This is a genomic window from Mesorhizobium sp. M0293 (assembly GCF_040321735.1).
Lineage (GTDB): Bacteria > Pseudomonadota > Alphaproteobacteria > Rhizobiales > Rhizobiaceae > Mesorhizobium.
This window is the reverse complement of record NZ_JAMYSA010000039.1, coordinates 19,474-32,690: the sequence shown is the minus strand read 5'-3', so window position 1 is coordinate 32,690 and position 13,217 is coordinate 19,474. Positions and strand designations below refer to the sequence as shown.

The window sequence follows — 13,217 nt, the reverse complement described above, 5'->3', positions numbered from 1 at the left end:
CGGCCGCCAATGTGATGGATTTGAAGTTCCCGCTATACTAACGACATCACGTTCAGGAACTTCTTAAATCCGCCACGCCAGGCCATGTTGAGCCTACCACATGTTTTCCCGCCGGCCAAAGAGGACAGGCGGCGACAGAAACCTAAAGCGTGTCGCGTTTGATCGGATTCATGCGCTGCGCTTAGGATCTTTGTTTCATGCATGTCGTTCTCCCAAAACCGAGGTCACTTTGGGCGACATGCATTAACCAGCCGATTCATAGGCTTGAAACGCTGCTGTCCTGTTTTACCTGCAAGCTGCTAGAATGGTGGAGTATCGATCAACGATCGACGGCGATCTTGGATGTACATCAGTCTGCAAATCAACAATGTCGACGCCTTGCCCGCTGGTGCCTCGACCAGCTACGCGGCGCGTGATCGCGGCTTCGAAATCGGACGCGATGGTTGTGACTGGAGCTTGTCGGACCCCGACAAGTTCATCTCGGGCCGGCACTGCGAGGTTCGATACGAGGCCGGCGCATTCTGGCTGCACGATATCTCGCGCAACGGCACCTTTATCAATGGATCGAGCCAGCGCATGACCAACCCGCATCGGCTGGGCGATGGCGACCGGATGCTGATCGGTCGCTATGTCGTCTTGGTGTCGATCGACGAGGAGCGCGCCACGGCAGGCTACCCCAGCCATGGTCAGACGCAGCGGGACATGCCGGTCGCGACAAGCCGATCGCTGGAATTCGGCGAGGGGCCTTTCTTCGATCCTGCACAGCAACGGTCCGGCCAACACATTCCAGCGCCGACATTCTCGTCGCCCCCCACCCCCCTGCCCTTGATCGGAAACGAGATGCTGCGGGAGATCGCGATCGGAGCCGGCATTTCGCCGGAATTGCTTCAATTGCGCGACCCGCATGAAGTTGCCGCCGAAATTGGCGCGGTCCTGCGGGCGGTGGTCGAGGAACTAACGTTGCTGCTGAAAGCACGCGCGGCCGCGAAAATGCTGGCCAAGAGCACGCAACGAACGATGATCAGCGCCGCCGACAACAATCCGCTGAAGTTCGTTCCAGGAACCGACGACATCCTCGAAATCATGTTCGCCCGTCGCAGGGCCGGCTATCTTGATGCCAGGCGCAGTATCGAAGATGCATTCCGCGATCTCAAGACGCACGAATTCGCTACCTATGCCGCCATGCAAGCCGCGCTCTCCCGGCTGCTTGACGATCTGTCACCCGAGGCGATCGGCAGGAAACTCCCGCCTACGTCGTTTACATCCAAGAAGAGCCAGGCTTGGGACGCCTATGTCGCGACATGGCGGACCATGGAGGAGGCACATGAAAACGGCATGCTGGACATCTTCCTGGCCTATTTCAGCGAGGCCTACGCCAAAGCCGACAAGCAAAAATAGGCGATCCCAGGAAACGCGTGGCACGGCAGTCGCGAAGAAAAGTCTATCCGAAGCCCAGCATCCGGTTCCAATCGACAATTTCTGAGATTACGATCGCATGCGACAGTTCGCCAAGCGGGTAAGACTCATTGACCTGGGGGTCTGCGGCAAATGTCATGCTACGGCGGGATAGCGTTCTCTAGAGCGGTTCACCGTTTCACGGAAACGGCGAACCGCTCTATCTCTTTGTTTTGTCGCAATTTCGGCCGGAAAACCGTTTCACACTTTTCCTGGAATTTCTTTTGCCAACCTTCCGAACACGGCCACGGCCGGCCGGGGCTGCCTTTCCTTTACCTGACCAGAAACCGTCTTGCGCCTGTCTTGCCCAATCGCGGGTACCCCGTCTGCACGGACGATCGGCGATGAGTTCGAAGGACGACCCCTTCGGCCCGGCGGGCAAAACCGTCATTCGCGCAAATCCGCGGCGCACGCAAAAATCGCCGCCAGCTCCTGAGCAACCCGTCGCGGACGGAGACCAACCCTCTAGGGCCAAGGATTCAACCGTGTTCGATCCTGGTGTCGTGCGGCCGCCGGGCTGGGCATCCGGAACCGTCATCTATCAAGGTCCAGCCTTGGGTACCGCGGCAGGCACCAGCTCTTCCGCCGCCGCGCCAAAGCCAGCCATCGAGCAGGCGATGCTGCTCGGCGCCGCCGACATCGTCAAATACACCGCGGCAAACCCTATTCTCGCCGCGGCGGCACCTTTGCTGATGCTGCTCGGGCAGCTCAGGCTCATGCCGGTCGAAAGACAGGCGGAGCCACTGGCGGAGCATGTCACCGAGGCGATTGAAAAATTCGACCGGACAGTGGAGAAGTCAGGCGTTGCCGAAGAGGATGCGCGGATTGCGAAATTCGCCCTCTGCGAAACCGTCGACGATCTCATCGGCAACCTGCCCTGGCCCAGGAGTGACGACTGGGCGCAACACAGCATGCTGGGGCAGTTCTTCCACACCGAGCGCACCGGCGCAGGTTTCTACGAAGCATTGAACAAGATACTGGCCAATCCCGAGACGCACTACGATCTGCTCGAACTGATGCATGCCTGCCTGTCGCTGGGTTTCGAGGGCCAGTATCGAGGCGTGAAGCGCGAAGACAACAATCTCGAGCGCGTTCGACGCGACGTCTACGAGACGCTTCGCTACTTCAGAGCGCATGCGGGTGAAGACATCTCGCCGCACTGGCAGGGCCTGGCGGCGACGATGGCACAGTCATCGGCCCGCCTGCCACTTTGGGTCGTCGCGGCGGCGGCGTCGGTGCTGCTGACAGCGGCGTTCTTCGCATTGCGGGTCTTTATCACCAATGAAGGCGACGCCGCCGCGGGTGAATTGCTGGCACTCAACCCATCGACGTCAGTTGCCATCGAGCGCGCCAGCGTGGCGCCATTGGCCGAGCCGGCGAAAGTCACCCCACCCACGGCCACCGTGCAGATCGACCGTATTCGTGCGGCGCTGGCCAAGGACGTCGAAGGCGGCGGGCTGACCATCGGCACGAAAGGCGACTTCATCGTGGTGGAAATCAACAATCTGCTGCTGTTCCAGTCCGGCAGGGCCGAGACGAAGCCGGAATTCCAGCCCATTGCCACCGACATCGCCGCGGCTCTGGAGCACGAGCCTGGACCAATCCGGATCGTCGGCCACACGGATAATGTCAAACCGCGAAAGTCGAGCGCCTTCAAATCCAACTTCGACCTTTCCGTCGCCCGGGCGAAGGCCGTGCAAGCGTTGATGGCAGCGAAATTCAGCGATCCCTCGCGACTGACGGTCGATGGCAAGGGCGAGGACGAACCGGTCGCCGACAATGCGACGCCGGAAGGCCGCGCCAAGAACCGCCGTGTCGATGTGATGATCCCCAGGGAGGAAACATTGTGACGGCCCGTTGGAAGCACCCATGACGCGTTGGCTGCTGCGGATATTCAGCGTGACCGCGCTGGGCGGCTTCGCGGCGGCGGTGTGGTTTGCCGGCCCCTCAATCCGGTTCGCCGATAGCCGGCCGCTCGGACCTGCCTGGCTACGCGCGACGATCATTGGTGTAATCGTGGCGACGCTGGCGCTTTTTTACGGGCTGCGTTTCTGGCAGGCGAGGAAGGCGCAAAAAGCGCTCGAAACCGTCATTGCGCACAATGACGACCGTGATGATAATGATGCGCGGGTGCTCGAAGCCCGCATGAATGAGGCCGTGGCGGCGCTCAAACGGTCGAGCGGCAAGCGCAACTTCCTCTACGAGATCCCCTGGTACGTCGTCATAGGCCCGCCGGGTGCCGGCAAGACAACGGCACTGGTCAATTCGGGTCTGAATTTTCCGCTTGCCGGTTCGGGGGACGCCCAACCGGTGGCTGGCATTGGCGGAACACGTGCCTGCGACTGGTGGTTCACCGACCAGGCCGTGCTGATCGACACCGCAGGACGCTACACGACGCAGGACTCTAATGCCGAGAGCGACAAGAAGAGCTGGCTCGCATTCCTGTCGCTGCTCAAGAGATACCGCACCAGACAACCGATAAACGGCGTTATCCTGGCCATCAGCCTTGCCGATCTGATGAGCTTCGACGATCAGCAGCTTGATGCCCACGTCACCGAGATACGCAGCCGGCTGAGGGAAATCCACGAGACGCTGAAAATCCAGTTTCCAGTCTATCTGCTTTTCACCAAGACCGATCTTGTCTCCGGATTCATGGATTACTTCGGCGGTTTCGACGAGTCGCGCAGGCGCAAGGTATGGGGCGCGACATTCCAGACCGCGGAGCGCGACAGGAACATGGCCGCCGGGGCCCCTGCCGAATTCGATGCGCTGGCAAAACGACTGGTGGACGAGATGGCCGACCGCCTCCAAGAAGAGGCTGATCCGGTCACGCGCATCTCCATCTTCGGTTTTCCCGCACAGTTCGGCGCGCTGAGGAGTCGAATTACCAATTTTGTCGCTAGCCTGTTCGATCCGACCCGAAGCCAGGTGAATGTCAGCCTGCGTGGACTGTATTTTTCGTCAGGCACGCAAGAGGGAACGCCTATCGATCAGGTGCTGGGCGCGATCAGCCGCAATTTCGGCGGCAATTCCCGCCCGCACTTTTCCGGAACTGGCAAAAGCTTCTTTTTGCATGATCTGCTGACGGACGTCATTTTTGCCGAATCCGGATGGGTTTCGTATGACAAATCGGCTGCAAGGCGTGCGGCGATCGCCAGACTTTGCGGCCTCGGCGCAATGACGCTGATCGCTGCCGCCGCACTGGGTACGCTCGCCCTGAGCTTTGCGGCCAACCGATCGCTGATAGCCTCCACAACTCTTGCCATGGGCCAGTATCGCGAGACGGCGGCCCCATTGCTCAAGACGGCCACGGTTACCGATGTCGACCTTGAAAACGTCATCGGCCCGCTCGACCAGTTACGCGATCTGCCGGCCGGGTTCGAAACCGGTGACCTGCCGACACCGATCGAAGAGACGTTCGGCCTCAGTCAGCGTGAGAGACTTCTTTCGGCGTCCAAAACGGCCTATCGGCAGGCGCTGGAACGAATGTTCCGATCGCGCCTGCTGATCCAGGCCGAGCGGACGATCCAGGCCAAGATGGCCGATCCCGTCGCGCTCTACGAACCGTTGAAAATCTATCTGATGCTTGGCGGCAAGGCACCGAAGGTCGATGACGCTTTGATCGTTTCCTGGATCAAGCAAGATTGGGAGCAGAACCGATATCCAGGCGAAAACAATCGCGAAGGACGCGACCAGCTCGAAAAGCACCTGCGCGCCATGCTGGCATTGGACGACGCCTACGATCCCGTCTTCGAACTCAACCAGCCGCTTGTTGAAGCCGCTCAACGTTCTCTCGGGCGTATGAGCCTTGCCGATCGAGCTTCGGCTTTGATCAAGTCGGCGATATACGCAGCGGTGTTGGACGATTTTTCCGTGTCCCAGAAAGGTGGGCCGGAAGCGCAGTTGCTGTTCGAGCGCATCGATGGCAGCGATCTGTCAGGGCTTCGTGTTCCCGGAATCTACACCCATTCCGGCTTCAACACCTTCTATCTCCAGCAACTTTCGCGCATTGCGCAGATGCTTGTCGACGAGCAGTGGGTTCTCGGCGGCGGCGGCGAACAAGGCGACATCAATCAGCAACTGCTCAAGCTCGGCCCCGAACTTCTCGATCGCTACGGGAAGGAGTTCGCGGCCGCGTGGAACGGCGTTCTCGACCAGTTGAAATTCAAGGCGATGCTGACGGACAAGCCGCACTACATCGCGCTTTCAGCCGCTGCCTCCCCAAGCTCACCGATGAACCAGCTCTTTGCGGCGATCGCCAACGAAACAGCTCTGACGCGGGACCTAGGTGACGGCAACAGCCCCGGCACCGAGATCGAAGCAGGCACGGCTCAGAACCCGCCGCGCAACGCCGCGGATCTGGCCAAGGGCCTGGCCCGCATCGGCATACAAATTGCCAACGGCAAATCGCAAAGCCGCGCCGGCACGGGGGCCACCGACGCACGGAACCTCAATCCAGGTGCAAACATCGAAGCGCAATTCAGACCATTCCAGGCCCTGGTGAACGGCCCTGCCGGACACCGCCCAATCGACGCCCTGACCCAGAACTTCAGCGATATCTATCAGAGCCTGCAACTGGCGGCCGAAGTTCCTTCGCAGACGGAGCGCGTCAATTCGAACCTGCAGCTGCAGATAGCCACGCTTCGCGCCAATGTCTCACGCCTGCCCAAGCAACTCGGCCGGATGGTCAACGCGACGGCGGATGAGTTCGAAGAGAATGTCGCCGAAACCTCGGTGACCAACTTGAACCAGATACTCGACCAGACGGTGACGGCCCCCTGTGAAGCCGCGATCAACGGCCGTTATCCCTTCGCCGGGGACGCCACCGAGGATGTTGCGGTGGCGGATTTCGCGAAATTGTTCGCCCCGGGCGGCTTGCTGGACCGGTTCTTCGCACAAAATCTCGCATCGCTGATCGACATGACCGGCCGGGACTGGAGCTGGAAACAGGATGCGCGCTTTGGACGCGACCTGTCGAAGTCGACCCTGAAAGACTTCCAGCTGGCCGCGGAAATCCGCAGCGCGTTCTTTCCATCGGGCGGTTCGGTGCCTTCGGTCAGCATCACTTTCACACCATTCTCACTGAATGGCGATGCCGATACGGCGATACTCGATGCCGATGGCCAGATCGTCCAGAGCAACCAGACGGGCAACGCACCAAGCGCGGTCACATGGCCGGGCGGTACGGCTTCCGCGTCCGCGTCCGCCAGCCTAAGCCTGACGCCGGAAATGCCAGGCCGCGAATCCGCCATCAAGTTCGAAGGGCCGTGGGCCCTGAAACGGCTTCTGGACAGGGCTGCCGTCACCGGCGACGACAGCAACATGCAAGCACGCTTCGTGATCGGCGGACGCGACGTTAGCTATACGCTCCAGACAGGCTCAGGCTCCAACCCCTTCTTCCTCCCCGCGCTTTCCGGGTTCAGCTGTCCCAAGGCGTTTTGAGATGGGGTTGATCTGCTGAGCATGGTGCCGATCCGCAGACCACATACGGTCAAACCTTGGTTTTCCTTAGTTTTCGATACTTTAATGTTCGAGCCTGTGGCAAAGTGGCGCGAGCGAGCGTCCAAAGGTGCGCCGCAGAAGGACGCTTGAAAAGCGCTTGGTGGCAAATTGAATACTGTCGCCCTTCCCATTGAAAGCTTCGGCGTGAGCCACAAAGGCCTTGTCCGTGAGCTCAATGAAGACAGCTATCTGGTCGAGCCACAAACTGGCCTCTGGGTGGTAGCCGACGGAATGGGTGGACATGACGCCGGAGAGGTCGCTTCAGCCAGTATCGTCGATCATCTGACAACGATCGGCATCGCGAGCTCGGCACCCGATCTTCGGGCGCGCTTCGAGGACAGGCTGAGCAGGGCCAATGCCGAGATCCGCGGCATATCCGAATCTCGCGGCATAACCATCGGTTCCACCGTTGCCGCCCTGCTGGCGATGGACGGGCGGTTTGCCTGCCTGTGGGCGGGTGACAGCCGCGTCTATCTAATCCGCAACGCCTCGATCTCGCAGATATCAAGAGACCACACCGAAGTTCAGGAGCTCATCGACCGGGGTATCATCAGCGCAGCCGAAGCGCGCACCTGGCCGCGCCGCAATGTCATCACGCAAGCGATCGGCGTCAGCGACGAGATTGTCATCGATTTCCAGCAAGGCGAAATCATGCCTGGGGACATTTTTGTGTTGAGCACGGATGGGCTGACGGCGCATGTCACCGACGCCGAGATCGAGGCGGCGACGGTTTCGGCGACACCTCAGGCAGCCTGCGAGAACCTGCTCGACATGGTGCTGGCGCGCGGCGGAACGGACAACGTGACGATCGTGCTTGTGAAGATCGGAGACCGGCGCGATGGCCAATCGCCTCGTCCAGATCCGCATAGAGCGGAGGCTTGAGGCTGATGGGCGCCGACGATAAGACGCGAATATCGGGTGGTATGGCCAACACCGCCGTAGGCACGCAACTCAGCGGCATCTACGAACTCGACGAGCGGATCGCATTCGGTGGCATGGGCGAGGTCTACCGTGGCCATAATATCCAGACCGGTGACCAGGTCGCGATCAAGATCGTCTTGCCCGAGTTCGCCCGTGACCAGACGATCTTGTCGCTGTTCCGCAAGGAGGCATTGATCCTCAATCACCTGTCGCATGACGCGGTCGTGCGGTACCACGTCTTCACGATCGATCCCGGGATCGGCCGTCCCTACCTTGCCATGGAATTCGTCGACGGCGAGTCGCTGTTCGACATCATGCGACGTGGCGCGATGCCGACGGCAGATGTGCGCAAGCTCTGCCACCGCCTCGCTTCCGGCTTAAGCGCCGTCCATCAAGCTGGAGCAATACACCGCGACCTCTCCCCGGATAACATCATCCTGCCCGGCGGCCGGGTCGACCGCGCGAAGATCATCGATTTCGGTATCGCACGGTCGGCGAGCGTGGGCGGTGAGACCCTGATCGGCGGAAAGTTCGCGGGAAAGTACAATTATGTTTCACCCGAACAACTTGGGCTCTACAGCGGCGACGTCAGTGAGCAATCCGACATCTACAGCCTGGGGCTGGTGCTGGTTGCCGCTTTGCGCGGCAAGCCGATCGACATGAGCGGATCGCAGTTCGAGGTCATCGAAAAGCGCCGGACCGTGCCTGATCTCTCCGACATCGACGATGATTTTCGTGACATTGTTGAAGCCATGCTGCAACCGGATCCGCGAGACCGGCCGGCCAGCATGGCGGACATCGCCAGAATGACGCGTGGCGAAGACGAAGGAACGATGCCGCCGACGTCCATCACACCACGCAACCGACCGGTCTTGCCGCCAGCGGAGCAAACCCTTGCTCCTGATCCTAAGGGTCAGCCTCAGCCATCCAATGTCGCGGGACACGACGCGCCGCTGGCGACGGGCACGGGCGAGCGCTTTGTCCCGCATGTCCGGCCCGCGCATTTGACCGCACCGCAGCCATCCCCGGCCGTCGGTCCTCCGCGCGCGATCAAGGCGGATGTGCTCGCAAAACCCGCAAAGACCCGGATCGTCGCCATCGCCGCCTTGGCGACGCTTGCTGTCGCCTCCGGCGCAGGGCTATATCTGAGCGGCTTCATGACGCCTGCGACGCCGACCGTCGATAAGATATCGCTTTCCGCACCAGAGCCATCAAAGCCCGCGCCAGAGCTGTCAAAGCCGCCCCCGGCGGACACCGCCGCGAACGCCCCCGAGCCGGCAAAGGCAGTTCCGCCCGCGCAACCGGAGGCCGGCGCACCGCCGGCTGAAAATCAGCAAGATGCAGCGGCAGCTCAAAAGCCGCAGCCGGCCAAGCCCGCCGAAGTTCCCTCGCAGACCGAGGCACCCCCGAAGCCAACTACGGACGTGCAGCCGCCGCCCGAAAAGGCATCACCGGCAATCCAGCCCGATGCGGTGGCCAGCGACAGCCAGACGTCGGCGGCGCCACCCGTCACGACCGCTCCAGCGCCGTCAGCAGCCGAGAGCGTCTCGACGCCGCCGCCGGCCAAGCCAGAGGTTGTCGAGAGCCAAAAGCCCGAGCTACAGACCAACCAGCCGGCACCGCCCAAGGCGCCCACGCCGGCGCCTGAACCCGCCGCAAGCCAGACGGATACCGCGAACGCCGAGAGTCAAAAGGCCGCACTACCGGAAGCCAACCAGCCCGACCAGCCTGTCGTCGCGTTGAACGTGCCCAAACCAGGGGTTCCCGCGGCCGTCGACGACATCGCGGAACGGGTCTCCTGGGTTCGCGACTTCGGCGGCGGCGATTGTTTCTATGCGACCATGACGTCGGCAACCGACAAGGCCGCCGCGATCGAGGGATTTGGAACGGCGGTCCAGCCATTCGAACGGATGCTGGGCGATTTCCAGGCAAAATTCCATGTCGAACCGGACATCAGCGTCCGTCTCATCGAGCCGAGCCAATGCGAAGTCACCAATTTTCTGCGTTTTCTGGGGCAGACTGGGGCCGACAAGCCGCAGCTTGTTCTCGACCGGACATCGGTGCCGAACGGTACGCCGGTCAGCGGCACGCTGGTGACACGCGGCGGGCTCGTTTCCAGCGTGCTGCTGATCGATCACAAAGGCATGGTGTTCAATCTCGACGACCGCATCGTCGTAGAACCGGGCAAGGCTACTTTCAGCATCCCGATTGGCCTCGGCGCGGCCGACAAAGCCGCCGGAAAGGCCGTGCCGCAGATCATAATGGTGATCACGGGCCTCCATGATATTCAGGCGGCCGCGTTCTCCACGCCGACACCCGCCGCGGTGCTGCTCCCCAAAATTCTTGAAGAAATTGAGACCGATGGGTCTCGGTTCTCGGCCACCGCCCAGTATTTCCGGCTCGGCGGATAGCATGGACGCCCGATGGAACTCCGCCGCTCGCGTTCGCCCCGTTCGTCTGCCGACCTGCCCATAGAGCATGATCCGCTTCGAGTCCTGGGTGCCCTGACACGCCACATGAAGCTTGCAGTCATGGCGGGCGCCGCGCTGCTGGCCGTGCTGTCATCCAGCGAAGCGCGCGCCGAATTCACGGTCTGCAATCAGACACTCGACGTCGTCAATCTCGCCGTCGGCCAGAAGGTCGACAATGCGGACCAGACCGATGGCTGGTGGACCATCGGCGCCAATCAATGCGTGAACGTCATCCGCGAGGAACTGACGAACCGCTACATCTACATCTATGCCACGGACGTGTTCGGTCATGCGATCCTCACCGGATCGACAGAAATGTGCATCGAGCGGCGCCGTTTCTCGATACGCGGCATCGATGAATGCTGGCAGCGCGGCCATATCGCGGCGCAATTTCTCGAAGTCGATACGCTCGAGCAGGTCCGCTGGACCTTCTTCCTGACCGGAAGCAATCCGTGACGCACAATATCGACACGAGCTTCAGGCAGAAAAAGCAGGCACGCGCCGCCCTTCGCAGGCGCGCGCTTTGGCGCAGGCTTATTGCCGGTCTCGCGGTGGTTCTCCTGCTTTCGATCGCCGCCGGTTTCTACCTCACCGCGGACTATTGGTCGTTCGGCGACGAAGATGAGGAGTTGCACGCAGTCGAGGGAGTGGATGATGTGCCGGCCGATGCATCCGTCTATGTGCCGGCCATCATCGACCTTGCCGGGGATCCAATGTGGATCACCCTGGCGCCCGATGCCGGCGCCGCAACGAAAGGCCGAACGATGCCGCGCCCGGCGGAACTCGATCAGGCCGGCGTTTCTCCCCAGATCGAAATTCTGTCCGACGTCATGCTTAGCGCCAGCGAAAAATTCATGACGACGATACCGTCGACGCAGGAGGATTTCGCATTCTTCCAGGCGCAAAGAAAGACCTCTACCGCGCCATCCGGCGATCTCCAGAACGATCTTGAGCCATCACCCACCGCAGAGGAACCCGCGGCGGCTCCGGACCAGAAGGCGGACGCCGACGATCCCGAAGCCGGCTGGGGCGAGACAATCGACGCGGGCGATGCAGCCCTTCCCGCATTCCAGAAGACCCAGATCGAAAACAACACCAGCGTTGCGGTCGTCACGAATGATTATCAGCGGTTCGAGGCGACCGAGGACATGTTCGTGAAGACCCTCAACGACCGCAGCCTGGACAGCGTTGTGCTCGATGCGCATTTCTCCGCCGACGATGCCAAGCTGGCAGGCGAGGCCATGAAGGCGCTTTTCAATCGGGACAGTCTGGAACCGGGTTATGTCGTTGCCATGCGCGGTTTCAGGCCGAGCCGCGGTGCGACCACGATGTCCCTCATGCAGGTTTCAATCTACGCCAGGAACGTGTTCGTCGGCACGCTGACGCGCGACGCCGCCGGCGCGTTCGTGTCGGGCGTCGATCCCTGGGTCCGCGAAGACCTGTTCAATTATTCGGGCGCACAGGCGGAAGGCACGCACAAAAGGCAATACCGTCTGCTCGACGCGATCTACTCGACGGCGGCCCGCAACAATGTCCCGACCGGCGTGATCGGCGAAGCGATCATGTATCTCTCGAGAGGACAGGATCTGGACGCCTTTGCAAGCGAGAACCAGCGCCTCGTGCTGATCTATTCGCAGACGCCGCGCGGCAAGGACGAAGGTGCCGGGCGGGTGCTGTATGTGGGTGTCCAGGGCAGCGAAAAGAGCCTCGACTGTTTCGTCTTCCAGCAGAGCGACGGCCAGTTTGCGTGCGTCACCGGTGACGATCAGGTTCGCTCGCTGACGGTAACCAACGGCATGGTCACACCGGTCAACGGGGTCATGACCTCCACCTTCGGGCCACGCAAGCATCCAATCCTCGGGACCGTTCGCATCCACAAGGGCGTCGATTGGGCGGCTCCCGTGGGCACGCCGGTCGCAGCGGCCTTCGATGGCGAGATCACCTTCCAAGGCGATGGCGGCAACTATGGCAATCTGGTGAAGATTTCGCACGGAAACGGGCGCGAGACGCGCTATGCGCATATGCAGAAATTTGCAATCCAGGCGGGCGTCGGCACCAAGGTGAAAGCCGGCGACATCATTGGATACATCGGCACCACCGGCCTTTCGACCGGGCCTCACCTGCATTTCGAACTTTATCAGAATGGCGAGGCGATCGACCCGCTGGGCAGGGTTACCGCGATCGCTTCGGACGATTCCGCTGTCGAAACGCTCACCGACCGCATCGTTCATGTCGAAAGTGGCGGCAGCGCTCGCGCCAAGAACCCAAATTCTTCAGCGACCGGCGCCGGCCAGTTCATAACCAAGACCTGGATCAGGATGATGAGCACCTACCGCCCGGAGCTTGCGCGCACGCTGTCGACTGCCGACCTGCTCGCTCTGCGCTACGACGCCACGATCTCGCGCGAGATGGTGCGCAATCTGGCGCGCGAAGGCGAGGTCTATCTTCGGGCGCGCGGTCACCAGATCACAGCCGGACGGCTCTATCTCTGTCATTTCCTGGGGATGGAAGGCGCGCATCAGGTGCTGTCGGCGACAGGTTCGGCGCAACTGAGCGCCGTGCTGGGTTCGGCCGTCATCCAGGCCAACCCGTTTCTCACCGGCAAGACAGCCAGCTATGTGGTGGACTGGGCCGAAAGGAAAATGGGTCAAAAGCTGAGCCGCATGGCGACCGACGCCAGCCCGCAGACAACAACCGCGCAGATCCGCCAGACATCGCCGGAGTTCGAAAAATACAAACAGGCCGTCACCGCCCTCATAGGCTCGATTCAGAATACGCTTTGAACCTGGCCGCGCGGCATGAGTGTCTCAGACTGTTGATGTTCCCCATCCCGGTTCCATCGGGATGGAACAGGCTTCAGAGCGGTTC

General features: G+C 61.3%; 7 protein-coding genes. All 7 read left to right on the top strand.

The genetic code is table 11. The features are described from left to right. Positions 1-342 precede the first annotated feature (342 nt). The 7 genes from tagH to NKJ06_RS16615 all read left to right on the top strand — a co-directional run bounded on the left by tagH (position 343) and on the right by NKJ06_RS16615 (position 13,132). Complete coding sequence (tagH, locus tag NKJ06_RS16645; protein WP_352810248.1) at positions 343-1,398, top strand: type VI secretion system-associated FHA domain protein TagH; 1,056 nt, start codon at positions 343-345, stop codon at positions 1,396-1,398. A gap of 401 nt (positions 1,399-1,799) precedes the next feature. Beyond that, positions 1,800-3,305, top strand: a complete 1,506-nt coding sequence (gene tssL / locus NKJ06_RS16640; protein ID WP_352634192.1) for a type VI secretion system protein TssL, long form — start codon at positions 1,800-1,802, stop codon at positions 3,303-3,305. A gap of 19 nt (positions 3,306-3,324) precedes the next feature. Next, positions 3,325-6,897: a type VI secretion system membrane subunit TssM gene (gene tssM, locus NKJ06_RS16635; RefSeq protein WP_352634190.1), complete on the top strand. Its 3,573-nt coding sequence runs from the start codon at positions 3,325-3,327 to the stop codon at positions 6,895-6,897. Positions 6,898-7,065: 168 nt separating this feature from the next. Next, on the top strand, positions 7,066-7,839 hold the full coding sequence (locus NKJ06_RS16630) for a PP2C family protein-serine/threonine phosphatase (RefSeq protein WP_352634188.1): 774 nt from the start codon (positions 7,066-7,068) through the stop codon (positions 7,837-7,839). A 5-nt stretch (positions 7,840-7,844) separates the two neighbouring features. Beyond that, positions 7,845-10,289 carry a serine/threonine-protein kinase gene (locus NKJ06_RS16625; protein ID WP_352810247.1) on the top strand — a complete coding sequence of 815 codons (2,445 nt, stop codon included), beginning with the start codon at positions 7,845-7,847 and terminating at the stop codon, positions 10,287-10,289. 105 nt (positions 10,290-10,394) lie between these two features. Continuing rightward, the gene (locus NKJ06_RS16620; protein WP_352634184.1) at positions 10,395-10,805 is read left to right on the top strand and encodes a DUF1036 domain-containing protein; all 411 of its coding nucleotides are present in this window, start codon (positions 10,395-10,397) and stop codon (positions 10,803-10,805) included. After that, positions 10,802-13,132, top strand: coding sequence for a M23 family metallopeptidase (locus tag NKJ06_RS16615; RefSeq protein ID WP_352810246.1), 2,331 nt, complete (start codon positions 10,802-10,804; stop codon positions 13,130-13,132). The genes NKJ06_RS16620 and NKJ06_RS16615 overlap by 4 nt, the downstream gene beginning before the upstream one ends. Positions 13,133-13,217 lie beyond the last annotated feature (85 nt).